General features: G+C 70.6%; 18 protein-coding genes. 7 read left to right on the top strand and 11 right to left on the bottom strand.

Annotation, left to right across the window (positions count from 1 at the left end; genetic code table 11):
- Nucleotides 1-456: 456 nt before the first annotated feature.
- The 3 genes from SLW56_RS19865 to SLW56_RS19855 form a co-directional block, all read right to left on the bottom strand.
- Nucleotides 457-2,223: an ExeM/NucH family extracellular endonuclease gene (locus tag SLW56_RS19865; RefSeq protein ID WP_320695358.1), complete on the bottom strand. Its 1,767-nt coding sequence runs from the start codon at nt 2,221-2,223 to the stop codon at nt 457-459.
- Between the two features lie 93 nt (nt 2,224-2,316).
- Nucleotides 2,317-2,835 (bottom strand): c-type cytochrome, encoded by a 519-nt coding sequence (locus SLW56_RS19860; RefSeq protein WP_017915253.1) that lies wholly within the window; start codon nt 2,833-2,835, stop codon nt 2,317-2,319.
- 154 nt (nt 2,836-2,989) lie between these two features.
- Nucleotides 2,990-3,598, bottom strand: coding sequence for a TetR/AcrR family transcriptional regulator (locus SLW56_RS19855; RefSeq protein ID WP_148829676.1), 609 nt, complete (start codon nt 3,596-3,598; stop codon nt 2,990-2,992).
- Between the two features lie 132 nt (nt 3,599-3,730).
- On the opposite strand from SLW56_RS19855, the gene SLW56_RS19850 reads away from it, so the two are divergent.
- The 4 genes from SLW56_RS19850 to SLW56_RS19835 all read left to right on the top strand — a co-directional run bounded on the left by SLW56_RS19850 (nt 3,731) and on the right by SLW56_RS19835 (nt 10,438).
- Nucleotides 3,731-4,894, top strand: coding sequence for an isovaleryl-CoA dehydrogenase (locus tag SLW56_RS19850; protein ID WP_267121559.1), 1,164 nt, complete (start codon nt 3,731-3,733; stop codon nt 4,892-4,894).
- Between the two features lie 110 nt (nt 4,895-5,004).
- Nucleotides 5,005-6,615, top strand: coding sequence for a carboxyl transferase domain-containing protein (locus SLW56_RS19845; protein ID WP_295966226.1), 1,611 nt, complete (start codon nt 5,005-5,007; stop codon nt 6,613-6,615).
- A gap of 990 nt (nt 6,616-7,605) precedes the next feature.
- Complete coding sequence (locus SLW56_RS19840; RefSeq protein ID WP_295963827.1) at nt 7,606-9,615, top strand: acetyl/propionyl/methylcrotonyl-CoA carboxylase subunit alpha; 2,010 nt, start codon at nt 7,606-7,608, stop codon at nt 9,613-9,615.
- A gap of 82 nt (nt 9,616-9,697) precedes the next feature.
- On the top strand, nt 9,698-10,438 hold the full coding sequence (locus SLW56_RS19835) for a DUF6065 family protein (protein ID WP_267098825.1): 741 nt from the start codon (nt 9,698-9,700) through the stop codon (nt 10,436-10,438).
- Between the two features lie 7 nt (nt 10,439-10,445).
- On the opposite strand, the gene SLW56_RS19830 is transcribed toward SLW56_RS19835, so the two are convergent.
- Complete coding sequence (locus SLW56_RS19830; protein ID WP_320695357.1) at nt 10,446-10,826, bottom strand: hypothetical protein; 381 nt, start codon at nt 10,824-10,826, stop codon at nt 10,446-10,448.
- 87 nt (nt 10,827-10,913) lie between these two features.
- The gene (locus SLW56_RS19825) at nt 10,914-11,462 is read right to left on the bottom strand and encodes an excalibur calcium-binding domain-containing protein (protein WP_267098826.1); all 549 of its coding nucleotides are present in this window, start codon (nt 11,460-11,462) and stop codon (nt 10,914-10,916) included.
- 728 nt (nt 11,463-12,190) lie between these two features.
- On the opposite strand from SLW56_RS19825, the gene SLW56_RS19820 reads away from it, so the two are divergent.
- Nucleotides 12,191-13,534 (top strand): hypothetical protein, encoded by a 1,344-nt coding sequence (locus tag SLW56_RS19820; protein WP_267123927.1) that lies wholly within the window; start codon nt 12,191-12,193, stop codon nt 13,532-13,534.
- Nucleotides 13,535-13,653: 119 nt separating this feature from the next.
- On the opposite strand, the gene SLW56_RS19815 is transcribed toward SLW56_RS19820, so the two are convergent.
- The 3 genes from SLW56_RS19815 to SLW56_RS19805 form a co-directional block, all read right to left on the bottom strand.
- Complete coding sequence (locus tag SLW56_RS19815) at nt 13,654-14,034, bottom strand: VOC family protein (protein WP_017915215.1); 381 nt, start codon at nt 14,032-14,034, stop codon at nt 13,654-13,656.
- Between the two features lie 114 nt (nt 14,035-14,148).
- Entirely contained in the window at nt 14,149-14,559 is a 411-nt protein-coding gene (locus SLW56_RS19810; RefSeq protein ID WP_267123926.1) for a hypothetical protein, read from the bottom strand.
- 13 nt (nt 14,560-14,572) lie between these two features.
- On the bottom strand, nt 14,573-17,269 hold the full coding sequence (locus SLW56_RS19805; protein WP_295963833.1) for a bifunctional acetate--CoA ligase family protein/GNAT family N-acetyltransferase: 2,697 nt from the start codon (nt 17,267-17,269) through the stop codon (nt 14,573-14,575).
- 478 nt (nt 17,270-17,747) lie between these two features.
- Between SLW56_RS19805 and SLW56_RS19800 the strand changes: the two genes are divergently transcribed.
- Complete coding sequence (locus SLW56_RS19800; protein ID WP_295963835.1) at nt 17,748-19,583, top strand: monovalent cation:proton antiporter-2 (CPA2) family protein; 1,836 nt, start codon at nt 17,748-17,750, stop codon at nt 19,581-19,583.
- A 484-nt stretch (nt 19,584-20,067) separates the two neighbouring features.
- Here SLW56_RS19800 and zwf read toward each other — a convergent pair whose 3' ends face one another.
- Together zwf and SLW56_RS19790 are read right to left on the bottom strand one after the other, a co-directional pair.
- On the bottom strand, nt 20,068-21,852 hold the full coding sequence (gene zwf / locus SLW56_RS19795; RefSeq protein ID WP_193312557.1) for a glucose-6-phosphate dehydrogenase: 1,785 nt from the start codon (nt 21,850-21,852) through the stop codon (nt 20,068-20,070).
- Nucleotides 21,849-23,639, bottom strand: a complete 1,791-nt coding sequence (locus SLW56_RS19790; protein ID WP_295963844.1) for a glycoside hydrolase family 15 protein — start codon at nt 23,637-23,639, stop codon at nt 21,849-21,851. Before SLW56_RS19790 ends, zwf begins: the two co-directional genes overlap by 4 nt.
- A 121-nt stretch (nt 23,640-23,760) precedes the next feature.
- Between SLW56_RS19790 and SLW56_RS19785 the strand changes: the two genes are divergently transcribed.
- Complete coding sequence (locus SLW56_RS19785) at nt 23,761-24,471, top strand: response regulator transcription factor (protein WP_017908633.1); 711 nt, start codon at nt 23,761-23,763, stop codon at nt 24,469-24,471.
- A 49-nt stretch (nt 24,472-24,520) separates the two neighbouring features.
- Here the strand turns inward: SLW56_RS19785 and SLW56_RS19780 are convergent, their stop codons facing one another.
- Nucleotides 24,521-25,879, bottom strand: coding sequence for a HAMP domain-containing sensor histidine kinase (locus SLW56_RS19780; RefSeq protein WP_267083975.1), 1,359 nt, complete (start codon nt 25,877-25,879; stop codon nt 24,521-24,523).
- Nucleotides 25,880-25,951: the final 72 nt, after the last annotated feature.

Genomic DNA, 25,951 nt, shown 5'->3' with positions numbered 1-25,951 from the left:
GCGCACATCCATGTGCGCCGCCCTTCGGGTTTTTCCCCGGTCCATCCGCCGCTGCGGAAGGGAACCCGGTAAGTCAAAAGCCAAAGCAACGGCAACAGCAGAAACAACGGCAAATGCCAAAGCAACAGCAACAGCAACAGCAACAGCAACAGCAACAAGGCTGTCGCCTTTCTTAGCGCGAGAACACCCCCATCTCACAGCTTCGGCCAGCACCAAGCCACATGTGCGACCAGCGCACAATGGACAGAAGCAACGTTCAAGAGATAGCAGTGAAGCGTAAGACCGGACACTCACTGCGACCGGCCTGAAACACAGCACATCTACTCACAACAGGCGGTCGTGCGCCTCGCGAAGGACGTGAGCCTCCAGCAGGAATGTCCCACACATCAAGGACGGGGAAAGGAAGGCCGACAATCGGCTTTTCCGATTCCCCATTCCCAGTTCCCCACTCCCAGCCTACAGATCAAACCCCAGCAGCAACGGATCGTGATCGGAACTGCGCCACGGGCCGGGCAGATCGCGCTCGCGGTAACCGTCGCTGTCGGGCAGATCGGCGTTGACGTGCCATTCGGCGGCGCCGCGCAACCGCGCTGCCAGCGCCGGACTCAGCAACGCGTGGTCGAGCCGGCCGCTGAGGCCGCGGTAGACGAAGCTGTAGGGCTGCGCGACATGCGCCTCCTGCAGCGCATCGCGCCAGCCGGCGTCGCGCAGCAGGCGCAGCGGATCTTCCATCGCATAGGCGTTGAAATCACCGAGCAGCACGCTGGACGTGCTGCCGGTGCCGGTGGGATCGCTGCGCAGCCACGCATCGACGCGGCGCGCCGACTCGGTGCGGGTCGCGTTCCAGCAGCCCTGGCCGTCGCCGCGGTCGGCATCGGCGCCACCGGCTTCGCCGCAACCCTTCGACTTGAAGTGGTTGGCCACCACCACGAACGGCGCGCCGCTGCCGTGACGGAAGGCCTGCGCCAGCGGCACCCGGCTGTGCTCGGCGAACGGGCCGCCTTCCAGCATCGCCGGCTTGCCCACCGGGCTCACCCGCGAGGCGCGGTAGATCAGCCCGACCCGGATCGGGTTGTCGCCGGGGCCGCGCCCGGCGTCGACGAAGCGCCAGTCGCCGCCGCCGGCATTGAGCGCGTCGACCAGGCTGGCGATCGCCGAGGTCGGGCCGTAGCCGTCGTTCTCCAGTTCCATCAGTGCGGCGACGTCGGCCTGCAGCGGGCGGATCGTCGCCACCAGCTTGCGCAGCTGCGCCTGGAACTCGGCCGCCGTCCGCGCGCCGCGCAGGGTCGGGAACCCGCCGCCACGGCCGTCGCCGTTGAAGAAGTTCTCCAGGTTGAAGGCGGCGATGCGCAAGGTGCCGTCGACCTGCGGCGGCGCCGGTTCCGGCGGCGGCGTCAGCTGCAGCGCGGCGGTCGGGTACAGCCGTGCCACGCCATCGATCACCCCGCCGACGATGCCCTCCACGTCCTGGACCGTGCTGCCCGCGCGCGGCGGTGCAGCGGCACTCGCCAGATAGTCCGGAAGTTTTGCCGTTGCCGTTGCCGTTGCCGTTGCCGATGTTGATGTCGGCGTCGGCGTCGGCGTCGGCGCACCGAGCGTGCCCAGGCGCAGCCCGCGCCGCGCGTTGTCGGCCACCACCGCCGCCTGCTCGGCGCTGCCGGGCGCGGCCACTTCGCTGGGCTGCCACAGGCGTCCGCCGAAGGCCACGCCCAGTTCGCCGGTCTTGCCCAGCGCATCGTTGTCGACCACGGTCAGCGGCGCGGCGATGCGCACGCGCATGCCGGCCAGCGCCGACCAGTCGGCCGGCGCCGCGTCGAGCACCTGCAGCGGCAAGGGCTGCGCCCGTGCCAGCACGGTATGCCCTTGCTCCAGCACACTGCGCCCGACGAAAGCCGTGCCGGCCTTGGCCGACGCGGCGGCCTGCGGCGCCAGCTCGCCCCACACCCGCACGCGATCGCCCGGTGCCAGGCTGCGCTCGGCATCGCCGCGCACCAGCAGCGCGTCGGCGGTGAGCGGGTCGTCGTCGCCGGCATCCTGCACCAGGTAGCCGCTGCCGCCGGCTTCCACCCGCGCGGTGACCACGCCCTCGAACACCACGCCCTGCGCCTGCGGCCCCGGGCGCAACTGCCCGATCGGCAGCAGCGTCGGCGGCGTCAGCGCCTGCGCAGCGGGGGCTGCGACCAGCAGCAACAACGACAACAACGATGGCGGCGGCATGCGCATGCGATCACTCTCCTTGTTTGCGCCGGCACGCGACGGGCGCGGAAACGAATGCGCCGCCCGAAGGCGGCGCAGTGGCGTGCGGGAGGCGCAAGGTTACTTCAGGTTGGCCAGCATCCAGTCCACGGTGGCGTGGATCTGCTCCTCGGTCAGCCCGGGATTGCCGCCCTTCGGCGGCATGATGCCGCCGTCGGGGCCGGTGTAGCCCTCGATGGCGTGCTTGTAGAGCGTCTCCTTGCCCTGCGCGATGCGCTTGTCCCAATGCGCGTGGTCCAGCGTCGGCGCCTTGCCCACGCCGGTGGTGTGGCAAGCGGTGCACAGGTTGTTGAAGATGGTCTTGCCGTCGGTGGTGCCACCGTAGGCCGCCTGCGCCGAGGCCTTGGCCAGCGCCGCCGCCTGTGCCGCCGCTTGCGCCGCGGCACCGGTGCTGCCGGCGTAGACCGCGCCGACCGGGGCGATGCGCTCCTCGGTGCGCTTGAGCGCCACCGGCGACACCTCCGGCGGGATGGCCCGCTGCAGGTAATGCGCGAACACGATCAGGCCGAGGGTGATCAGCACCAGCAGGCCGATCACCATCGAGAAGCGCTTGAGAAATTCGAGGTCGTAATTCCGCACATCACACCCCTTTGGCACGTGGTAATCCGGACCACCGCTACGCGACCGAGTATAGCCAGCGTTTGCGCCGCGCGGCACGCCGGGAGCACACGGAATCGCAGGCGATGCGTGCTGCATCGCAGCAGTTCGGCGCAGGCGGCGCGCCCGGTCGCGCTCAGGCGCTGCCCACCGCGCGCAGGCAGAACCCGCAGACCGCCTCGACCAGGCGCTCGCTGTCGCGCGGGCCGTCGCGGCTGGGCGCGGTCGGGCCGACCAGGGCCTCGGTGTAGGCGCCGACCAGGCACGCCGCGGCCGCCTCCAGGTCCTGCGCGGGGAACTCGCCCGCGGCCACGCCCTCGGCCAGGATGCCCTTGAACACGTCGCCGAGCAGGCGCCGGCAGCGGATGCGCTCGGCGTCCACCTCCGGCTCCACGGGCTCGGCGATGAAGGCATAGGCCAGCCCGGGGCCGGCCAGGGCGCGGCGCACGAACGAGGCGATGGCATCGCGCAGGCGCTGCGCAGCCGGCGCTGGCGCCGCGGCGATGGCGCGCAGGATGGTCAGCTCGTGCTCCACGGCGGCGGTCAGCACCTCCACGAACAGCTCGGCCTTGGACGGGAAATGCCGGTAGATCAGCCCGGTGGAGACCCCGGCCTCGGCCGCCACCGCGGTCACCGGGGCGCCGCGGAAGCCGTCGGCGGCGATCAGCCGGCGCGCCGCCAGCAGGATCCGCTGGCGGTTGCCGGCGAGGCGTTCTTCCATCAGGGCGGAGCGTTTGTAGGCCATGGCGTGATTCTAAGTTCAATTAATGAATTTCTGTTCACTTCTTCGCCGTTCCCGGCTACGCTGGGCGCTCTTGCCCGGCGCGGGTCCGATTCTAGGCGCCGCCGGCCACCCGCCATTCCCGGAGTTGCCGCCATGCTGATGCCGTCGTTGAATTTCGAGTTGGGCGAGGAGGTCGACCTGCTGCGCGACAGCGTCGCCGCCTTTGCCGCGCGCGAGATCGCGCCGCTGGCCGAGCAGGCCGACCGCGACAACGCCTTCCCCGCACCGCTGTGGCGCAAGCTCGGCGAACAGGGCCTGCTCGGCCTCACCGTCGAGGAAGAGTACGGCGGCAGCGCGATGGGCTACCTGGCGCACGTGGTGGCGATGGAGGAGATCTCCCGCGCCTGCGGCGCGATCGGCCTGTCCTACGGCGCGCACTCGAACCTGTGCGTGAACCAGTTGCGCAAGAACGCCAGCCCGGCGCAGAAGGCGCGCTACCTGCCGAAGCTGTGCAGCGGCGAGCACGTCGGCGCGCTGGCGATGAGCGAGCCCGGCGCCGGCTCGGACGTGGTGTCGATGAAGCTGCGCGCCGAGGCGCGCGGCGACCGCTACGTGCTCAACGGCAACAAGATGTGGATCACCAACGGCCCGGACGCCGACGTGCTGGTGGTCTATGCCAAGACCGACCCGAGCGGCGGCGCGCGCGGCATCACCGCATTCGTGGTCGAGAAGGGCATGCCCGGCTTCAGCACCGCGCAGAAGCTGGACAAGCTCGGCATGCGCGGCTCCAACACCTGCGAACTGGTGTTCCAGGATTGCGAGGTGCCGGCCGAGAACGTGCTGGGCGAGGTCGGCGGCGGCGTGCGCGTGCTGATGTCCGGCCTGGATTACGAGCGCGTGGTGCTGTCCGGCGGCCCGCTGGGGCTGATGGCCTCGGCGCTGGACGTGGTGCTGCCCTACGTGCACGAGCGCCGCCAGTTCGGCGAGCCGATCGGCAGCTTCCAGCTGATGCAGGGCAAGCTGGCCGACATGTACGTGGGCCTCAACGCCTGCCGTGCCTACGTGTATGCGGTGGCGCGCGCCTGCGACGCCGGCCGCACCACCCGCCAGGACGCCGCCGGCGCGATCCTCTACGCCGCCGAGAAGGCCACCTGGCTGACCGGCCAGGCGATCCAGGTGCTGGGCGGCAACGGCTACATCAACGACTATCCGACCGGGCGCCTGTGGCGCGACGCCAAGCTCTACGAGATCGGCGCGGGCACCTCGGAGATCCGCCGCATGCTGATCGGCCGCGAGTTGTTCGAGCGGACCAAGTGATGCGCTGCGAAAGAGAAATCGGCCGAAAGGCCGTTTCGACGCCATCGCGTCGGGGCTGAAGCCCCTCCCACATCGGCCGCCTGCCCTTTCCTTCTTTCCACGGTTCTGCCATGAGCGCGATCCAGACCCAGTTGCAACCCGGCAGCGACGCCTTCGCCGCCAATGCCGCCGCGCTGCGCGCGGTGGTCGACGACCTGCAGGCCACCCAGGCGCGCATCGCCCTGGGCGGCAGCGAAGCCGCCCGCACCAAGCACCAGGCCCGCGGCAAGCTGCTGGTACGCGAACGCATCGACGCCCTGCTCGACCCGGGCAGCGCGTTCCTGGAGATCGCGCCGCTGGCCGCGCTGGGCCTGTACGACGACGAGGTGCCGTGCGCCGGCGTGGTTGCCGGCATCGGCCGCGTCTCCGGCGTGGAATGCGTGATCGTCGCCAACGACGCCACGGTCAAGGGCGGCACCTACTACCCGATCACGGTGAAGAAACACCTGCGCGCGCAGGAGATCGCCCAGCAGAACCGGTTGCCGTGCATCTACCTGGTCGATTCCGGCGGCGCGTTCCTGCCGCTGCAGGACGAGGTGTTTCCCGACCGCGACCACTTCGGCCGGATCTTCTACAACCAGGCCAACCTGTCGGCGCAGGGCATCGCCCAGATCGCCTGCGTGATGGGCTCGTGCACCGCCGGCGGCGCCTACGTGCCGGCGATGAGCGACGAGACGGTGATCGTGCGCGAACAGGGCACCATCTTCCTCGGCGGCCCGCCGCTGGTGAAGGCCGCCACCGGCGAGGACGTCAGCGCCGAGGACCTGGGCGGTGCCGACGTGCACACGCGCATCTCCGGCGTGGCCGACCACTTCGCCGACAACGACCTGCAGGCGCTGGCGCGGGTGCGCGCGATCGTCGCCCAGCTCAACTGGCGCAAGCCGCCCCCAGCGTTGGCGCTGCGCACGCCGGAGCCGCCGCTGTATCCGGCCGAGGAGCTGTACGGGGTGATCCCGGCCGACCCACGCAAGCCGTTCGACGTGCGCGAGGTGATCGCGCGGGTGGTGGACGGCTCGCGCCTGGACGAATTCAAGGCGCGCTACGGCACCACGTTGGTCACCGGCTTCGCGCACATCCACGGCTATCCGGTGGGCATCGTCGCCAACAACGGTATCCTGTTCTCCGAGTCGGCGCTGAAGGGCGCGCACTTCATCGAGCTGTGCGCGCAGCGCGGCATCCCGCTGGCGTTCCTGCAGAACATCACCGGCTTCATGGTCGGCCGCAAGTACGAGCACGGCGGCATCGCCAAGGACGGCGCCAAGCTGGTGATGGCGGTGGCCTGCGCCAAGGTGCCCAAGTTCACGGTGGTGATCGGCGGTTCGTTCGGCGCCGGCAACTACGGCATGTGCGGCCGCGCGTACTCGCCGAACTTCCTGTGGATGTGGCCGAACGCGCGCATCGGGGTGATGGGCGGCGAGCAAGCGGCGAGCGTGCTGGCGACGGTGCGCCGCGACGGCATCGCGGCCAAGGGCGGGCAGTGGTCGGACGCCGAGGAGACGGCGTTCAAGGCGCCGATCCGCGAGCAGTTCGAGCGCCAGGGCCATCCGTACTACGCCAGTGCGCGGTTGTGGGACGACGGGGTGATCGATCCGGCGCAGACGCGGCGGGTATTGGGGCTGGGCTTGTCGGCGGCGCTGAACGCGCCGGCGGAGTCGAGCCGGTTCGGGGTGTTCCGGATGTGAGTGGGCGCATGCGCTCCCGGTGGCAGGCGCGTTCGCGCGGGGATCGGCGGTGGTCACGCAGGTGGTCGCTGGCGATGCCGGCAGCAGTGTGTCCGGCGGTGGACGCCACGACCGGCTCCGCGGACGCGCTCGCTGCGACGGCCTCTGCTTTTGCTGCTGCTTTTGCTCCCGCTTTTGCTTTTGCTCCTGCATTTGCTCTTGCTCTGCCTTTGACTTACCGGGTCCCCTCGGCGCGGCAGCCGCGGCGGGGAAAAACCCGAAGGGCGGCGCACATGGATGTGCGCCGTTCGTGGCAGGGGCAGGATGCCCCTTCCGCGAATCCCCGTCGTGGCTGCGGACCCGGAGCGCGCAGCGCGGAGGGCGCGCTGCGGGGTGTGCTTTCTTTTGGTTACTTTTCTTTGCACAAGCAAAGAAAAGTGACTCGCCGCCAGGCGAAAGCTTTGCTCTTGCGTTTGCTGCCAGGGTGGCGGCCGCTGAATCGTAGGAGCGGCTTTAGCCGCGACAGACAGAACGGACTCTCGCTGTCGCGGCTGAAGCCGCTCCTACAGATCTTCTCGTCCGACGAAAAAGCTTCAATCAACAGCAGTAGCGACAGCAAAAGCTTTAAAGGCTTTCGCCCTTGCGGGCGAGTTACTTTTCTTTGCTCGCGCAAAGAAAAGGTAACCAAAAGAAAGCGCGCCCTGCCTTCGCGCCCTCCGCGCTGCGCGCTCCGGGTCCGCGTCCATCACGGGGATCCGCGGAAGGGGCATCCTGCCCCTGCCGCGGACGGCGTACATCCATGTACGCCGCCCTTCGGGTGTTTCCCCGCGATGGCCGCCGCTTCGGAAGGGAACCCGGTAAATCAAAAGCCAAAGCGACAGCCAAGGCCAGAGCCAAGCAACGGCAACGGCAACGGCAACGGCCGGAGCATCCCGCACAACTGCGTGCGTTTCGCGCAACTGCTCGCTCAGCGACCGCAGCATCCCTGACCTCATTTCCAGGCACACGATCATGGCCACCCCCGACCTGCCGACCTTCGACAAGATCCTCATCGCCAATCGCGGCGAGATCGCCTGCCGGGTGATCGCCACCTGCCGCAAGCTCGGCATCGCCACCGTGGCCGTGTATTCCGATGCCGATCGCGACGCGCGCCACGTGCGCCTGGCCGACGAGGCCGTGTACATCGGCGCCGCGCCGGCGCGCGAGAGCTACCTGCGCGGCGAGCGCATCCTCGAGGCCGCGCAACGCAGCGGCGCGCAGGCCATCCATCCCGGGTACGGCTTCCTGTCCGAGAACGCCGAGTTCGCCGAAGCCTGCGCCGCGCGCGGGCTGGTGTTCATCGGACCGCCGCCAGCGGCGATCCGCGCGATGGGCGACAAGAGCGCGGCCAAGGCGCTGATGCAGGCGGCAGGGGTGCCGCTGACGCCAGGCTACCACGGCGAGCAGCAAGAGCCGGACTTCCTGCGCGCGCAGGCCGCGGCCATCGGCTACCCGGTGCTGATCAAGGCCAGCGCCGGTGGTGGCGGCAAGGGCATGCGTCGGGTCGATCGCGATGAGGACTTTGCCGCCGCGCTCGCCGCCTGCCAGCGCGAGGCGCAGGCCGCGTTCGGCAATGCGCACGTGCTGGTGGAGAAGTACGTGCTGCGGCCGCGGCACATCGAGATCCAGGTGTTCGGCGACACGCACGGCGAACTGGTCTACCTGTTCGAACGCGACTGCTCGGTGCAACGCCGCCACCAGAAGGTGCTGGAAGAGGCGCCCGCACCGGGCATGGACGCGGAACGGCGTGCGGCGATGGGCCAGACCGCGGTGGAGGCCGCGCGCGCGGTCAGTTACGTCGGCGCCGGCACCGTCGAGTTCATCGTGGCGCCCGATGGCGCGTTCTACTTCATGGAAATGAATACCCGCCTGCAGGTGGAGCATCCGGTCACCGAGTGCATCACCGGCACCGACCTGGTGGAGTGGCAGTTGCGCGTGGCCGCCGGGCAGCCGCTGCCGCAGCGCCAGCACGAACTGGCGATCCACGGCCACGCGCTGGAAGCGCGGCTGTACGCCGAAGACCCGGCGCGCGGTTTCCTGCCGTCGATCGGCACGCTGCAGCATCTGCGCCTGCCCGCCGCCGACGCGCATACGCGGGTCGATGCCGGCGTCGAGCAGGGCGATGTGATCGGTCCGCACTACGATCCGATGATCTCCAAGCTGATCGTCTGGGACGTGACCCGCGAGCGCGCGCTGCGGCGCATGCAGGCGGCGCTGGCGGCGTGCCAGGTGGTCGGCGTGTCGACCAATGCCGCGTTCCTGCAGCGCCTGGTCGGCACCAGCGCGTTCGCGCAGGCGGACCTGGACACCGCGCTGATCGAGCGCGAGCACGCCGCCTTGTTCGACACCCCCGTCCCGACCACCGACGCGCTGTGGAGCCTGGCCGCGCTGGCCTGGCAACTGCACGAGCACGCGTCGGCGGCGCAGACTGCCGATCCGCACTCGCCGTGGGATCTGCGCGACGGCTGGCGGCTGGGCGCGCCGGCGCCGCGTGCGCTGACCCTGCAGCACGGCGAAACGCAACGCACGTTGCAGCTGACCGCGCATGCCGGCGGCTGGCGGATCCACGCCGCGCCGGCGCAGGAGCCGCTCGAGGCGAGCGGCCAGTTGCGCGACGGGCGCCTGTCCGCGTTTCTCGGCACACAGCGGGTGCAGGCCGATGCGGTGTTCGCCGGCACGCAACTGCACCTGTTCGTCGACGGCCACGGCTACCTGTTCGAACGCCACGACCCGGTCGCCGAGGCCGACCAGCCGGCGGTGGAAGGCGGCGGCCTGACCGCGCCGATGCCGGGGCGCATCGTCGCCCTGCTGGTCGCGCCCGGCACCCAGGTGCGCCGCGGCACGCCGCTGCTGGTGCTGGAGGCGATGAAGATGGAGCACACCCTGCAGGCGCCGGCCGACGGCACCGTGCAGGGCTTTCGCGTACGCGAGGGCGAGCTGGTCGGCGACGGCGTGGCGCTGCTGGACTTCGAAGCGGCCTGAGCGTCGCCGCCCGCCAAGCCGCGGTCGCCAAGGCCGCGGCTTGGCGTCACACTCGGCGCTGGTCCATCGTCCTGTAAGCGCCATGAAACTCACCGCCCACGTTCTCGACGGCCACACCCTCGACGTGCGCCCGGCGCCGCGCGAGCGGCCGTGGATGGACCAGACCGCCGAGCGCTACGCCTACCGCTGCCTGCCGCTGGACATCGCCAACGCGCATGGCTGGGAACTGCTGTGCCAGAGCGCGTTCGAGGCCGAGTGGAATGGCGGCAACGCGCTCGACGACCTGCGCGTGCAGCCGGCACCTGGGACGCACGCGCCGGCGGTCAGCCACTTCGGCTACGGCGTGCTCACCTTCCACGTGCCGTGCCTGTTCCGCACCGAGGCCGGCGTGGACCTGTACGTCACCGCGCCGGTAAATCGGCCCAAGGACGGCATCGCCGGGCTCACCGGGCTGATCGAGACCGACTGGAGTCCGTACACCTTCACCATGAACTGGCAGTTCACCCGGCCCGGCCGGGTCCGGTTCGAGGCCGGCGAGCCGTTCTCCCACTTCTTCCCGGTGCAGCGACGGGTGCTGGCCGAGACCCAGCCGCGCTGGCAGCCGCTGTCGCAAACGCCGGAGCTGGAGCGCGAGCACCAGGCGTGGATGCGCAGCCGTGGCCAGTTCCTGCACGACCTGGAGCAGCCCGATTCCAGCGCCAGCCGCGAAGGCTGGCAGCGCAGCTATTTCCGCGGACCGGCGCCGGGGCAGTGCCCGGCCGGCGTGGAGCACCGGGTGAAACTGCGGCTGGCACCGTTCGCCCGCAGCGACGACGCGGAGTGAGGACCGCTCAGCGCACGTGGCGCTGGCGCACACGGGTGGACAGGCGGAACACGCCGTAGGCCAGCAGCATGCCCAGGATCCCGGCCACGGCATGCGCCCAGTCGAACACGCGCGGACCGATCCCACCGACCTGGTCGCCCCACAGGTTGAACAGCACCAGGACGATCACGGTCAGCCCCAGCCCGGCGAGGAACGCGGCGCGGTTGGCGCCCAGCGCGTAGAACAGAAACGGCAGGCCCAGCCCGACCAGGAAATGCACCGGGAAGAAGTACACCGAACCGTACGGGCGCAGCAGCGACCAGACGATGGCGGCGAAGACCGCGACGAAGGCAAACAGACCCAGCGACAGGGCGCGGGTCTTGGCGGAGGAAAGACATGGCTCGGTCATGCGTCACCTGCAGGCAATCGGCGACCGTAACCGAGTGCGGATCACGGCCCGGTCAAGACCCCGCGTTGCCCACGCGGCTGCAGACGCTCAACGCGAAGATCGGCACCACTGCCGTTCGCACGGCACGCCGTCGTGGTTGCCGTCCATCTCCACACCCGGGCAGTGCTGCAGGAAGTACACCGCTTCGTCGCACGAGGTCATCTGCGCGCAGTGCGTGCGGCCGTCGCAGTGGAAGGCAGGCGCCATCGTGGGCGCGGTGGGCGCTGACGACACCGGCGCCGAGGGTGCCGCAGGGCTTGCCTGCGGTGCCGCCACGAAGCGCAGCGCCGCGTAGGCCGCGATCGCGAGCACCGCCAGCAGCATCAGCACGCCGAGCCAGAGACCGCGACGCGGACGCGGTGCCGCACGCGCGGGCGATGCCGGTGCCCGACCGGGACGCATCACCCGCGTGGCCCGCGGCCGTCCCTGCGCGTCGTGCTCCAGGTCGAAGGAGATCAGTTCGCCCACCCGCGGGGGAACGCCGTCGGCAGGAAACGCCGCGCGTTGCACCTCGGCTTCGGTCTCACGATGGGCAAGGCGTACCCGGCCGCAGCCGCGCTCCTCGCTCCACTGAATCAAGGTCCCGTGCGTGCGCATGGCGTCACCGCAAGAAAGTGCATCGCCGCGGTGGACGCCGCCGTGCCCGGTGCGTCCACCGTCCCCACCGCGCCTGCTCCCGCCAGGCGCGGCCCCGCGTGCAGCATGCCATGGCTGTGGCCTGCGTGCCGATCGGCCACCTGCTGCAGGCGCGGTCGCGCGACGGCCGGTCAGCCACGCGCCGCGGCGACGCCGGCGGTCGCAACTGTCTACCACCGGCGGCGCGGCGCTCGCTAGAGTCCGAAGCGTCGAGCAACGCCGACGCCCGCTCCCACGCGCGGTTGGCGATCGACGCGCAACCCGGCATCGCGGCCGCCGCAGGGCGCCGCCCCCGCAGCATTCGTCCCCCGATGCTGCCCTGCCGGGCCCGCGCGTTTCCCCCACGCTCGACGCGACAACCGTCTTCAACGCAGTTGCCTTCCACACGGGGTCAGGAGAGCGACATGGACATGTCTTCGGTCCGCTAGGCCGTTTCACGCATCCACAGCAGCGCCGCCGCGTCTCCACGGTGGCGGTGGATGCTGCACTTCCCATCGCGTCTCTCGCTTCGTCTGCGCGCGCAGGCGGATGCGTACGCCCGTGCCTGCGCGCGGCCCTGGCGCGACGGGACTCCTTTCACCGCGGCCGCGCAGCAGCGCGGGCGTGCGGCCGGTCCGGGGCCAGGGGATGTCCGGACACAGGACGCGGCATCGCCCGCACGCACCGACGCACACGACCGGAGGTCCATCATGCAACTGCCTCATCCGCGCATTCTCGCCATCGCCACCGTGCTGACCCTTGCCAGCGGCGCCGCCTCCGCCGGGCGCTTTCCGGATTTCGGCTACGGGCCGCCCTCCACCTACAAGGGGCCGCTGTTCCAGCTCAGCCAGGACTATCCGCAGCAACCGCCCAGCGGCCCGTTGCCGGCGTTCTTCCAAAAGCTGCCCAAGCCGCTGAGCAACAACTTCGAAGCCTGGCGCGGCTACGCCGATGCCGTGAAGGCCTACTGCCTGGAAGGCAACGTCGAAAGCGACTGGTACGTGCAGAACAACAAGGTGCGGCGCTGGTACCACGCGCCCTGGCAGCACTACGGCCCGCTCGGACGCGAAGGCGTGCATGGGCTGACCAAGGAAGCGCAGATCCAGGTCAAGCAACTGGCGCCGACCCAGCTCACCACCGGCCAGACCTTCGCGGTCGGCATCTACAACGATGTCGGCGCCTACACTTTCGGCCAGGTGTGGAAGGATCCGCAGAACCCGGATCCGAGCTTCACCACCAAGCCCAACACCTTCCGCGACGGCACCGTGGTGTGCAAGGCGCTGTTCGCCGACGTGGACCTGAGCCAGGTGCCGTTCCTGCAGAACCCGGTGCTGTGGAACGCCTGGGTCACCAACAGCTTCAAGTCCGCCGACCGCGCGTTCAAGCAGGTGGCGCTGATCCAGATGGATTTCGCCGTGCGCGACAGCCGCGTCCCCGGCACCGGCTGGATCTTCGGCACCTTCCAGTACAACGGCGCGGTCAGCGGCAAGCCCGGCTGGCAGAACCTGGTGCCGGTGGGCGTGATGTTCGGCAACGATCCGCAGAACACCGGCGACGACTACACCAACAAGCAGCCGACCCAGACCCGGATCAATCCGCGCATCCTGCAGTCGGCGATCAACACCAAGCCGGAACTGCCGCCGACCCACCTGGGCTGGAACGGCCGCCTCAACGGTCCGGTGGACAATCCGATCAGCTCCTGCATGAGTTGCCACATGACCGCCGAATCGCCGCAGCTCTCGCCGATGAACCCGACCTTCCAGGCGCCGGACAAGGTGCCGCCGGTCGGTTCCAAGGAATGGATGCGCTGGTTCCAGAACATCCCGGCCGGACAGCCGTTCGACGCCGCGGCCAAGAGCACCGACTACAGCCTGCAGTTGGCCGGCGGCATCGCCAACTTCTACGACTGGAAGTGCACCCAGGACGGCGTGTTCGTCAGCGGCGGCAACCTGTGCGAGCAGAGCAAGACCTCGCTGAAACTGATGCGCTCCACCACGCCGCCGCCGACCGTGTACCCGGTCGAGCGTGGGGTGAGCAACCAGGAGCTGGAGTAAGCACCGCAACACCGTGCCTGCCGCGTGCCGTCCTATGGCGCCTGCAGGCACGGCCTGTGCCGAGTGCGGCGCAAGGCGCAGGGATGAGCTGCGTCAGACGTGCTGCCGCCTACGCTCGCTCAACCGATCTGCTGGCCGACCCACCAGGTCGTGCCGCCGGCGTCGCGAAAGCCGCCACGCCGGTCCGGATCGTCCTTCTGCACCGGCGCCTGCACCGCCGTGGCACCGGCAGCCAGCGCACGCTGGTAGGTCGCATCCACATCGCGCACGTAGACGTGCACATGCGCCGGCACCGCCGGCCAGCCCTCGACCGCATCGCAGAACATCACCACGGTGTCGTCGATGCGTACCTCGCCGTGGGCGAGCAGGCCACCCTCGCCGGGAATCTGCCGCAAGGGTTCGGCGTCGAACACCGCGACCAGGAACGCGATGGTCCGCTGCGCGCCATCGACAATGAGATAAGGCGAGACCGAGGTGTAGCGCTCTGGCTTGAACGACATGAAGAACTCCCGAGGGTCGAGTGTCGCAGGCAGGTCGACGTGTGCGGTGGTGAAGCGCCTCATGCAACGTGCGGCGATGCCAAAAGGCCACTGCGCCGCGGCGTGCAGCCGCGCTCACAGCGCGCACGTGCTGAGCCGCGCGGCCAGGGTAAAGGGGACCGTGCCCAGGTCGTCCAGGCCTTCGACATCGAACGCATACACGCCCCTGGCCACGAGCGTCAGTTGCCCGTCGCGCGAAAGATGGAAGGTCAGCGTGTCGACGTCGACCGGATGGTGCGCGCCGAACAGGTAAAGTGCGCCGTCGATATAGCCGTCCTGCGGGTTGCGTGGAAAGTCGACGCGCTGGCCGGCGAGCTCGCCGAGCCTGAGCGACGGCAGCGCTATGCCGTCCAGGCGGATCGCGGTGTCAACGATCTCGCCAGCATGCAGGAACGGACGCAGCAGGATTTCCAGCGAGGCGTCCTCCGGCTGACCGGAGAGGATCGCGTGACGCGGTTGCAACAGGCTCGGCGAGAACGTCGACATCGCGGCCCCGTCCTCAGTGCTGCGCCACCGGCAACACCACGTCCATCAGCGTGGCGTCGTCCGGATCCGGCGTGGCCTTGAAGCCGAGCTGCCGGCACATCGCCAGCATGGTGCGGTTCTCGCGCAGCACCTGGCCTTCGACCACCTTGAGGCCGAGCCAGCCGGCGTACTCGATCATGATCCGCATCAACTGCCAGCCGATGCCGTGGCCCTTGAGGTCGGAGCGGATCAGGATGCCGTACTCGCCGCGGTCGTAGTCGGCGTCGGCATGCAGGCGCACCGCGCCGAGCATGTCGCCGCTGCGCGGCTCGATCGCCACCAGCGCGATCGAACGCGCGTAGTCGAGCTGGGTCAGGCGCGCGATGAATTCGTGACTGAAATGCTTGACCGCCTGGAAGAAGCGCAGGCGCAGGTCTTCGTCGGTGACGCGGGCGAAGAAGCTGCGGAACAGCGCGTCGTCCTCCGGCCGCACCGGGCGCACGAACGCGGCGCTGCCGTCGTTGAGCACGATGCGCCGCTCCCACTCCTTGGGATACGGGAAGATCGCGAAACGCGGATGGCCGCGGCCCTTGTGCAGGCGCCGCGACGGCGCCACCGCCACCCGTGCGTCGACCGCGATCACCCCGTCGCGGTCGGCCAGCAGCGGATTGATGTCCAGTTCGCGGATCTCCGGCAGATCGGCCGCCAGTTGCGCCAGCTTGACCAGCACCATCGCCACCGCACGCTCGTCGGCGGCCGGCACGTCGCGGTAGGCCTTGAGGATGCGGCTGACGCGGGTGCGGCCGATCAGTTCGTGGGCCAGGCGCAGGTCCAGCGGCGGCAGCGCCAGCGCCTTATCGTCGATCACTTCCACCGCGGTGCCGCCGCGGCCGAACACGATCACCGGGCCGAAGGTGGGATCGTCGGCGATGCCGGCGATCAGCTCGCGCGCCTTCGGCCGCAGCAGCGAGGGCTGCACCAGCACGCCGTCGATGCGCGCATCCGGCCGCGCCGCGCGTGCGCGGGCGAGGATGCCCTCGGCCGCATCGCGCACCGCCTCCACGCTGACCAGGTTGAGGCGCACGCCGTCCACGTCGGACTTGTGCGGGATGTCGGCCGAATGGATCTTCACCGCCACCGCCGAGCCCTGCGCCAGCATCGGCGCGGCCACCTGCGCCGCGGCCTCGGCATCGGCGGCGTGCGCCACCGGCGCGGTGGGGATGCCGTAGGCGGCCAGCAGCCGGGTGGTCGCCAGCGGGTCCAGCCAGGTCTGCCCGGCGGCCAGCGCCGCGTCGACGATGCCGCGCGCGGCGGCGGCGTCGAAGGCGAAATCGTCCGGCAGGCTCGGCGGCGTTTCCATCAGTGCCGCCTGCGCTTCGCGGTAGCGCACCAGGTGCATGAAGCCGCGCACCGCGTCGGCCTCGGTGGCGTAGGTGGGGATGCGCGCGGCGTTGAGCGTGGCGGTGGCGCTCTCGTCGTTGCCCAGCCACACCGCGAACACCGGCTTGTCGCGGTGGTGGCGCGGGCGCTGGCCGAGGATGCGGGTCAGCGCCTGCGCTGCCTCGGCGGAAGAGGTGAACGCGGTGGGCACGTTGACCACCAGCACCGCGTCGTTCTCCGGATCCTCAAGCAGCGCACCGGCGGCAGCGGCGTAGCGTTCGCCGTCGGCGTCCACCACGATGTCCACCGGATTGCGATGCGACCATTCCTGCGGCAGCGCCGCGTCCAGTTGCTGCTGGGTGGGCGCCGAGAGCGCCGCCAGGGTGCCGCAGAGATCGGCCAGCGTATCCACCGCCAGGCGGCCGACGCCGCCACCGTTGCTGAGGATGGCCAGGCGCCGGCCGGGGAAGGTGCTGAGCCGGCCCAGCGTCTCCGCCGCGGCGAACAGTTCGTCCAGCGCGCGCACCCGCAGCAGGCCGGCGCGGGCGAACGCGGCACCATACACCGCATCGGAACTGGCCAGCGCCTGCACGTGGGTGTCGGCGTTGGGATCGATGCGCAATTGCCGGCCCGACTTCACCACCACCACCGGTTTGGCGCGGGCGGCGGCGCGGGCGGCGGACATGAACTTGCGCGCATCGCGGATGTGCTCGACGTAGAGCAGGATCGCGCGGGTGCGGTAGTCGGTGGCGAAGTAGTCGAGCAGGTCGGCGAAATCCACGTCCAGCGCGTCGCCCAGCGAGACCACCGCCGAGAAGCCGACCGCGCGCGCCACGCCCCATTCCACCAGCGCCGCGGCGATGGCGCTGGATTCGGAGATCAGCGCCAGGTCGCCCGGCTGCGGGCAGTGCGCGGCGATGCTGGCGTTGAGCCGCGCATGCGGCGCGATCACGCCCAGGCAGTGCGGGCCGAGGATGCGCAGGCCCTTCGCCCGTGCGGCGCTCTCCACCCGCGCCGCGGCCGAGCCCGGCCCGCTGCCGAGCCCGGCGGTGAGGATGATCGCCGCGGCCACGCCGCGCCGCGCGGCGATCGACACGATGCGCGGCACCATCCGCGCCGGCGCGGTGATCACCACCAGGTCCGGCACCCAGGGCAGGTCGGTGAGGCGGCGCACCGTGGGCATGCCGTCGATCTCGCGGTAGCGCGGGCTGACCCAGCCGATCTGCCCGGGAAACCCGGCCGCGCGCAGGCTGCGCACCACCGCCCGCCCGGCCGAGCGCTCGCGCGGGCTGCCGCCGACGATGGCGACCGAAGCGGGGCGGAACACGGACTGCAGGTGATAGGTGCTCATGGCGGCGGCGGAGGCGAGCGAATGCGCTAACGGTACACGGCTGGCCGCGGCGCGGGGATGATCCGGGTCGCGCGCTGCGGCGTTGACGGCGATGCCGCGCATCCGGCGACAGCTGCGCTGGCGAGATTCCGACATCCGCGCGTCGGGGCTGAAGCCCCTCCCACAGGGGCTTGGGTCGGCGGCCCGTTACGCACGCACGCGCGCTTGAGCGGAATCCGGAACGACGCGGAACATTGCTGGACTTCCCGGTGTGGGAGGGGCTTCAGCCCCGACCCGACCAGGCCACAGAGACCAGGCGGCGGCGCACACCCGGTGCGCAGGGCAGGCGGCGCCGCCTTCCCCGCAGAAAGACCGCGCCAGACGGCCGCCCACCGCCGATCCTTCGCGGATCCGCCATGTCCATCGGAGCCCGCAGGCACAGCCCGGGTCAGCACCCGGTCGCATTGGCGGCCGCATAATGCGGCGATGGAGACGACTCGTGCATAGCGGCGGCCTGGAACTGGCGCTGGTGCTGCTGCTGGCTGCGGTGATCGCGGTGCCGGTGTTCAAGCGCCTGGGCCTGGGCGCGGTACTGGCCTACCTGGCCGCGGGCGTGGTGCTGGGGCCGGACGGGCTGGGCTTCGTGCAGGACACCGAGCGGATCCTCAACGCCGCCGAGATCGGCGTGGTGATGCTGCTGTTCCTGATCGGCCTGGAACTGTCGCCGGCGCGCTTGAAGGTGATGCGGCATGCGGTGTTCGGCGCCGGGTCGGCCCAGGTCGCGCTGACCGCGCTGCCGCTGGGCGCGCTGGCGCTGTGCATGGGCCTGAACTGGAAGAGCGCGCTGGTGATCGGCCTGGCGCTGGCCCTGTCCTCCACCGCGGTGGGCCTGCAGCTGCTGGCCGAGCGCAAGGCGCTCAACAGCGACTACGGCCGGCTCGGCTTCGCCATCCTGCTGTTCCAGGACCTGATCGCGATCCCGCTGCTGGCCGCGGTGCCGCTGCTCGGCGGCGCCAAGAACGACACCCTGACCTGGACGGAAGTGGGCCAGGCGCTGGGCGCGCTGGCGCTGGTGGTGCTGTGCGGGCGCTTCGTGCTGCGCCACCTGTTCCGCACGGTGGCGCGCACGCGCATGCCCGAGGTGTTCACCGCCAGCGCGCTGCTGGTGGTGCTGGGCAACGCCTGGTTCCTGCAGAAGGCCGGGCTCAGCCCCAGCCTGGGAGCGTTCCTGGCCGGCGTGCTGCTGGCCGATTCGGAGTTCCGCCACGAACTGGAGGCGCAGATCGAGCCGTTCCAGGGCCTGCTGCTGGGCGTGTTCTTCATCGCCGTGGGCATGGGCATCGACCTGGACCGCATCGTCGCCGAGCCGTGGCTGATCGCCGGCGCCGTGGCCACGCTGTTGCTGGTCAAGTTCGCGCTGCTGGCCGGCATCGGCCGCGTGCTGCGCCTGCCCTGGCGCAGTGCGCTGCTGCTGGGCAGCCTGCTGTGGCTGGGCGGCGAGTTCGCCTTCGTGGTGTTCACCGAGGCGCAGCGCGTGCGCCTGCTCGACGACGCCACCCACGACCGGCTGGTCGCGGTGGTCGGCGTGTCGATGGCGCTGACGCCGCTGCTTCTGATCGGCATGCAGCGCCTGCTGGGCGGCAGCGAGGCCGGCAAGGGCAAACAGCCACCACCGGCGGCGCAGTACGACACGGTGGACACGCAGCGCGCGCAGGTGCTGATCGCCGGCATGGGCCGCTTCGGCCAGATCGTCGCGCGCCTGCTGACTGCGCAGCGCATCCCGTTCGTGGCGCTGGAACACAACCCGGACACGGTGGAGGACCTGCGCCGCTTCGGCAACCAGCTCTACTACGGCGACCCCAGCCGCCCGGACCTGCTGCGCGCGGCCGGCAGCGACGGCATCCGCATCTTCGTGGTGGCGATGGACGACCCGGAAACCAACATCAAGACCACGCGGCTGATCCGCCGGCTCTACCCCACCGCCAAGGTGCTGGCGCGCGCACGCAACCGCCAGCACGCCTGGCGACTGATGGACCTGGGTGCGGAGCCGTTCCGCGAAGTGTTCGCCTCCAGCCTGGAACTGAGCGAGCAGGTGCTGCTCGGCCTGGGCCTGGATGCGGCGACCGCGCGCGACCGCATCGCCCGTTTCCGCGAGCACGACACGCAACTGCTGCGGGCCCAGCACCTGGTCTACGACGACGATGCGGCGGTGGTGCAGACCGCGCGTGCGGCGCGCGCCGACCTGACCAAGCTGTTCGAGGCCGACGTCAACGATCCGACGGCGGGGCCGGCGGATGCGACGGGCGCAACAGGCGCGGGACAGCATCGCAGTTGATGCGGGTGGCTTGAATGCTGCGGCGAAAGCCGCACGGCCAGCGGTGTCGCAGGCGTGCGCTGCGTGATATGCGCTCGTCGCTGCCGACAACGGCGGTCACGGTCGGTAAGCCGTTGCTGCGCGACGGATCGCGATGGGGATGCCGACGAGTCGCCGAGGCACGCGCCCACTGCAGCGTGGTGCGCGCGCAGTCGGGCGTGGTCGCGTCGGGGCTGAAGCCCCTCCCACAACTGCGGTCGAAAGCTTCAGGCGCGGTGACGCTTGCTGGCTTCGACAACAGGGGACGATGGAACTCCCATGACATGCCGGTTAGCCAAAGCCAATGCTCGGCAAGCGCGCTGTGTCCGCACGCCGCCAGTCCTTCCATTGTGGGAGGGGCTTCAGCCCCGACTGCAGGATCCAGCCGCCGTCGCTGCGCCGCTCCTGCTGGCATGGAGGCATCTCCCCGAGCACCGGCGCTCACGCCGGCGCCCGGGGCATGGCTTCAGTCCTTGCGTGACGAACGCTTCGCTGCGGTGCCGCTGGTCGCGCGCTTGACGGTTTTCTTCGCGACTTTCTTCGCGACCTTCTTGGCCGCCTGCGTCTTCACCGCCGCCGGGGCAGGCTTGCGCTTGGTCGACTTGCCTGGCTTCGCCGAAGCCGAGGCATTGCCCGCCTTGGCCCCACCACGCTTCGGCGCCGGCGTCACCGGCCGGGTTTCGCTGGTGGTGGTGGACTCCGGCGGACGACGCGGCGGCGGGCGACGCCCGGCGGTCAGGGTGCGCCAGGTGTGGCCGCCGTTGAGCGCCAGCAGCGCATCGGCCGCGGCCGGGCCGGCGCTGCCGGCCGGGTACTGCGGGGTCTCGTCGGCCGAGGTTTGCCACGCGTCGAGGATCGGCTGCACGATGCGCCAGGCCGCCTCGACCATGGTCGCGTCCTGGAACAGCCCGGCCTCGCCGTGCATGCAGTCCTGCAGCAGGCGCTCGTAGCCCACCGTGTATTCCTTGGGGAACCAGTCGCGGTAGCGGAAGTCCATGCGCACCGGCGCCAGGCTGACACGCGCGCCCGGGCGCTTGACGTCGAACTGCAGCGAGATGCCTTCGTCTGGCTGGATGTGCAGCACCAGCCAGTCCGGGCCGTAGCCGCCGATCTCGGCGCTGCGCAGCGGCGCCAGCGGCGCCGGCTTGAAGCGGATCGCGATCTCGGTGGTGCGCTCGCGCAGGCGCTTGCCGGTGCGCAGGTAGAACGGCACGCCGGCCCAGCGCCAGGTGTCGACCTGCAGCTTCATCGCCACATAGGTCTCGGTGTTGGAATCCGGCGGCACCGTGTCTTCCTCGCGGTAGCCCGGCACGGCGTTGCGACCGATCGCGCCGGCCGCGTACTGGCCGCGGACCACGTCGGCCGGACTCAGCGGCCGCACCGCCTCGATCACCTCGGCACGCCGGCGCAGCATCGCCGCCGGGGTGAAGGCCGCCGGCGGTTCCATCGCGATCATCGCCAGCAACTGGAACAGGTGGTTGGGCACCATGTCGCGCAGGCAGCCGGTGGGGTCGTAGAAGCCGCCGCGGCCCTCCACGCCGATGGTCTCGGCCGCGGTGATCTGCACGTGGTCGATACGGTCGCGGTTCCACACCGGCTCGAACAGGCCGTTGGCGAAGCGGAAGGCGAGGATGTTCTGCACCGTTTCCTTGCCGAGGAAATGGTCGATGCGGAACACCTGGTCCTCGTCCAGCACGCGGCCGACGATGGCGTTGAGCTCGCGCGCGCTCTGCAGGTCGTGGCCGAACGGCTTCTCCACGATCACCCGGCGCCAGCCGCTGCTGGCGCCCTGCTTGACCAGCCCGGCCGACCCCAGCTGTTCGATCACCGGCGCGAAGAAGCGCGCCGCGGTGGCCAGGTAGAACAGCACGTTGCCGCCGGTGCGGTACTGCGCGCCGATCTTCTCCAGCAGCGTGCCCAGGCTGCGATAGGTGCCGGCATCGTTGAAGTCGCCGCGCAGGTAGTGCAGGCGCGAACGCAGCCAGCCCCACACCTCCTCGTCCAGGCCATCGGCCTTGAACTCTGCGTCGCGGTCGGCCATCAGCCCGCGCATCGCATCGCCGAGCATGCGCCGCCACGCCACTTCGCTGACCGCGCCGTGGTCCACGCCGATCACCGCGAATTCCTCGGGCAGCGCACCGCTGTGGCGCAGGTTGTACAGCGCCGGCAGCACCAGGCGCCGGGTCAGGTCGCCGCGGGCGCCGAACACCACGATCAGGCAGGGAGGAGTGGTCTGGGAGGCATCGCTCATGGATGGGTGTCCTGTTCGCCGATCAAGCCATGCAGGCGCAGCGCCGCGTGGACCAGGGCCACGTGCGAATAGCCCTGCGGGAAATTGCCGAGCATGCGGCCGCTGCGCGGGTCGTACTCCTCGGCCAGCAGGCCGACGTCGTTGCACAGCGCGAGCAGGCGCTCGAACAGCGCGCGCGCCTGCTCGCCGCGGCCGAGCAGCGTGTAGTTCTCCACCAGCCAGAAACTGCAGGCGATGAAGGTGCCCTCGCCGGCCGGCAGGCCGTCGCCGCTGGCGTCGTCGGCGCGGTAGCGCTCGACCAGGCCGTCGATGCTCAGGTGTTCGGCGATGGCGTCGGCGGTGGCGGCCACGCGCGGGTCGTCCGGCGGCAGGAAGCCGACCAGCGGGATCAGCAGGGTCGCCGCGTCCAGCCGTTCGCTGCCGTAGCTCTGCACGAAGTAGCCATCGCGGTGCACGCCCTGCGCCAGCACCTGCGCATGGATCTCGTCGGCCAGCGCGCGCCAGTGCGCGCGTTGCGCCGCGTCGGCATCGGTGACGCCGTCGCGCGCGCCGCAGTCGAACGCCAGCCACGCCATCACCTTGGAATGCACGAAGTGCTGGCGCTTGTCACGGATCTCCCAGATGCCCTCGTCCGGCTCGCGCCAGCGCTGCTCCAGCACCTCCAGCAACTGCCGCGCCAGCGAGCGGCCATGCACCGCCGAGGCCATGCCCTCGTGGTGGCCGCGATGGAACGCGGCGATCACCTCGCCATAGACGTCGAGCTGGAACTGGCCGACCGCGGCATTGCCCACGCGCACCGGCGAGGCGCCCTCGTAGCCGGGCAGCCAGTCCACCGTCCATTCGGACATGCGCCGCTCGCCGCCGATGCCGTACAGCGCCTGCAACTGGTCCGGCGAGCCGGCCACGGTGCGCTGCAGCCAGCCATGGAACGCGGCAGCCTCGTCGAAATAGCCGGCCGCGCGCAATGCGGTCAGGGTGAACACCGCATCGCGCAGCCAGCAGAAGCGGTAGTCCCAGTTGCGCTCGCCGCCCAGACGTTCGGGCAGCGAGGTGGTCGGTGCGGCGACGATGGCGCCGGTGGGCAGGTAACTCAGGCCCTTCAGCACCACCAGCGAGCGCCGCACCGCCTCGGTCCACGGGCCGACATGCAGGCAGCGGTGCGACCAGCCGTGCCAGAACGCCTCGGTCTGCGCCAGCGCCTGCTCCGGCGCTAGCAACGGCGGCAGCTCCAGGTGCGAGGCGCCGTGGCTGAGCACGAACCAGGTGCTTTCGCCGGCCTCCAGCACGAACTCGGCTTCGGTGGCGAAGCCGTGGCCGTGCATGGCCTGCGGGCTGCGCAGCGCGATCTGGTCCGGCCCGGCCACCGCCTGCAGGCCGCCCTCGATCTGCGACACCCAGGGAATGGTACGGCCGTAGTTGAAGCGCAGCTGCAGCTGCATGCGCAGCGGCACCCGGCCGTGCAGGCCGCGCACGATCCGCACCACGTGGTTGTGCATCACCTCGTCGTGGCTGGCGACCATGAAATCGAGCAGCGCCACCGCGCCGGTGTCGGTCTCGAACCGCGTCTCCAGCACCAGACTGCCGTCGCGGTAGGCACGGGTGCTGGTGAAGTCGCCCTGCGGCGCGATCGCCCAGCGGCCGTGGTCGGGTTCGCCGAGCAGGGCGGCGAACAAGGCATCGGAATCGAAGCGCGGCAGACACAGCCAGTCGATCGAGCCGCGACGGTCCACCAGAGCCGCGCTGCGGCAGTTGCCGAGCATGGCGTAGTCTTCGATTCGCGAGGCCATCGTGGGCGCCGGTGCGGAGGAGCGGCGAGTCTGCCAGCGCCGGTGTTTGCGTCGCGTAATCGCCGCGCGGCGCCGTTCAGGCGCGCGCAAGCGGCCGGCTGCGGCTACACTGCGGCTGCGCATGACTTCCGATCCCGCTGCCGCCGCCCTGCGCACTCTGGTCCTGGAGGACGATCCGATACTGCGCGATCGCATCCTGGTGCCGGGCCTGCGCCGTTTCGGCTTCGCCGCCGACGGCTGCGGCACCGGCGCGGAACTGCAGCAGCGGGTGCAGCGCGAGGGCGCCGAGATCGTGGTGCTGGATGTCGGCCTGCCCGACACCGACGGCTTCACCCTGGCCGGCGCGCTGCGCCTGCAATACCCGGATCTTGGCATCGTGATGCTGACCAGCCTGGGCCAGACCGAGGACCGCATCCGCGGCCTGACCGGCGGCGCCGACGCCTATCTGTCCAAGCCGGTGGAAATCGATCTACTGGCCGCGACCCTGCACAGCCTGGCGCGGCGCGTGAGCGGGCGCCCGCCTGCGGCGCCGGCGCGCGGGCGCTGGCAGGTGAGCGAAGACGGCTGGTGCCTGCTGTCGCCGTCCGGCGCCGCCGCCGCGCTGACCGGCAGCGAACGCCGGCTGTGCCTGCGCCTGCTCGAGCAACCGGGCCTGCTGGTGGCGCGCGAGGCCTTGATCGCCGCGCTCACCGACCGCGTGTACGACTTCGACGCGCACCGCCTGGATTCGATGGTGCACCGCCTGCGCAGCAAGGTGCAGCGCCGCTGCGGCGAGCCGCTGCCGCTGGCCGCGGTGCACGGCAAGGGCTACATCTTCGATCCCGCCGGCTGACGCGCACCGCGCGCGCGGCGCCGCGGCGCACAGGCCTTCCGGGCAGGCGCTACATCGCCACCGCATCGGCGTGCGGCAGCACGATGCGGAAGCGCGTGCCCACGCCCACCGTGCTGTGCACCTGGATCCGGCCGCCGGCCCGCACCACCAGGTCGCGCACCACCGCCAGGCCCAGGCCGGTGCCGCTGTCGGCGGGCTTGGTGCTGTAGAACGGCTCGAACACCTGCGCGGCCACCTCCGCCGGCATGCCGTGGCCGTCGTCGGCGACCTCGATGACGGTGCCCTCGTCCTCGCTGGACACGGCGATGTCGAAATGGCCGCGGTCGGCGATCGCGTCGCGGCTGTTGGAGGCCAGGTTCAGCAGCATCAGGTCGAACTGGCTGCGCTCGAAACGGATCGGCGCCGGCGCCGCCGGCAGCGCGCAGCGCAGCACGATCCGCGCTTCCAGCAACTGCCGCAGCATCGGCTGCAAGGCCTCCACCGCGGCCGCGGCGTCGAAGCGTTCGACATGCTCGGCGTCGCGGCGGCTGAAGCGCAGCAGCCGGCGCACGACGGTCATGCCGCGCTCGGCCGATGCCTCCACCGCCGCCAGGCTGTCCTCCAGCTGCGCGATGCGCTGCGCGTCGCTGGTCAGGTCGTCGTCGTGGCGCGCGGCGGCGAAGCCGGACATCACCGCCAGGATGTTGTTGAAGTCGTGGGCCAGGCCGCTGGCCATGCGCTCGGTGATCTCGCGTTTCTGCGCGTGGATCAGCTGGGTCTGTGCGCGTTCGCGTTCCTGCATCTCCTGCTGCAGGCGCTGGCCGCGCGCATTGGATTCGCGCAGGCTCTCGCGCAGCGCCTCGGTGGTGCGGTCCAGCAGCAGCGTCACCAGCAGGTAACTGAACAGCACCGGCAGCACGTTGAACAGCGCCTGCGCCGGCGCGCCGGCCAGTTCGGCCAGGGCGTCGCGCCCCACGCCGACGCCGAGCATCAGCAGCAAGGCGACGAAGGTGACCCACAGCGCGCGGCGCCCCAGCACCAGGCCGGCCAGGATCAGCACCAGCATCTGCGCCAGTTGATCCGGCAACTGCCGCTGGAAGCCGTGGATGGCGGCGTTGACCAGCAACGAGCCGAGCATCGCCCCGAGCAGCAGCCGCACGCCGCCGCGCAGGGCGCCATGGCGCACGCGCACGAAGCCGATCGCCGCGCACACCCCGATCAGCAGACTCATGGTCAACGAAATCAGCATGCCCGGCGGCAGCGGCTGCCCGCGCAGCTCCGGCCAGGCCAGCACCACCGCCACCACGATCGTGGCGGGAATGGTCACCGCCAGGAACAGCAGCAGCAACTGGATCACCCGCGCATTGCGCCGATCCACCTCGTCCACCAGCGGCGCGCGGCCCAGCCAGTTCCAGAACGCCTTCGCCATGCCGCCGTGCTCCATTCCCGTTCAGTGAGAATCCGATGATGATCATGCGAGAACTTGCAGGTGACAAGCCGG

Origin of the sequence: Xanthomonas sp. LF07-6, assembly GCF_034105445.1 — a bacterium.
Lineage (GTDB): Bacteria > Pseudomonadota > Gammaproteobacteria > Xanthomonadales > Xanthomonadaceae > Xanthomonas_A > Xanthomonas_A sontii.
Note: the sequence above shows the minus strand (reverse complement) of the source record. Positions and strands in the feature narration are given on the sequence as shown.

Excerpts from the sequence above, each read along its gene's own strand:
- SLW56_RS19810 (WP_267123926.1), bottom strand. The coding sequence starts at position 14,559 with ATGTCGACGTTCTCGCCGAGCCTGTTGCAACCGCGTCACGCGATCCTC.
- SLW56_RS19850 (WP_267121559.1), top strand. The coding sequence starts at position 3,731 with ATGCTGATGCCGTCGTTGAATTTCGAGTTGGGCGAGGAGGTCGACCTG.
- SLW56_RS19830 (WP_320695357.1), bottom strand. The coding sequence starts at position 10,826 with ATGACCGAGCCATGTCTTTCCTCCGCCAAGACCCGCGCCCTGTCGCTG.
- SLW56_RS19820 (WP_267123927.1), top strand. The coding sequence starts at position 12,191 with ATGCAACTGCCTCATCCGCGCATTCTCGCCATCGCCACCGTGCTGACC.
- SLW56_RS19780 (WP_267083975.1), bottom strand. The coding sequence starts at position 25,879 with ATGGCGAAGGCGTTCTGGAACTGGCTGGGCCGCGCGCCGCTGGTGGAC.
- SLW56_RS19855 (WP_148829676.1), bottom strand. The coding sequence starts at position 3,598 with ATGGCCTACAAACGCTCCGCCCTGATGGAAGAACGCCTCGCCGGCAAC.
- SLW56_RS19785 (WP_017908633.1), top strand. The coding sequence starts at position 23,761 with ATGACTTCCGATCCCGCTGCCGCCGCCCTGCGCACTCTGGTCCTGGAG.
- SLW56_RS19790 (WP_295963844.1), bottom strand. The coding sequence starts at position 23,639 with ATGGCCTCGCGAATCGAAGACTACGCCATGCTCGGCAACTGCCGCAGC.
- SLW56_RS19815 (WP_017915215.1), bottom strand. The coding sequence starts at position 14,034 with ATGTCGTTCAAGCCAGAGCGCTACACCTCGGTCTCGCCTTATCTCATT.
- SLW56_RS19825 (WP_267098826.1), bottom strand. The coding sequence starts at position 11,462 with ATGCGCACGCACGGGACCTTGATTCAGTGGAGCGAGGAGCGCGGCTGC.
- zwf (WP_193312557.1), bottom strand. The coding sequence starts at position 21,852 with ATGAGCGATGCCTCCCAGACCACTCCTCCCTGCCTGATCGTGGTGTTC.
- SLW56_RS19865 (WP_320695358.1), bottom strand. The coding sequence starts at position 2,223 with ATGCGCATGCCGCCGCCATCGTTGTTGTCGTTGTTGCTGCTGGTCGCA.
- SLW56_RS19835 (WP_267098825.1), top strand. The coding sequence starts at position 9,698 with ATGAAACTCACCGCCCACGTTCTCGACGGCCACACCCTCGACGTGCGC.
- SLW56_RS19805 (WP_295963833.1), bottom strand. The coding sequence starts at position 17,269 with ATGAGCACCTATCACCTGCAGTCCGTGTTCCGCCCCGCTTCGGTCGCC.
- SLW56_RS19840 (WP_295963827.1), top strand. The coding sequence starts at position 7,606 with ATGGCCACCCCCGACCTGCCGACCTTCGACAAGATCCTCATCGCCAAT.
- SLW56_RS19845 (WP_295966226.1), top strand. The coding sequence starts at position 5,005 with ATGAGCGCGATCCAGACCCAGTTGCAACCCGGCAGCGACGCCTTCGCC.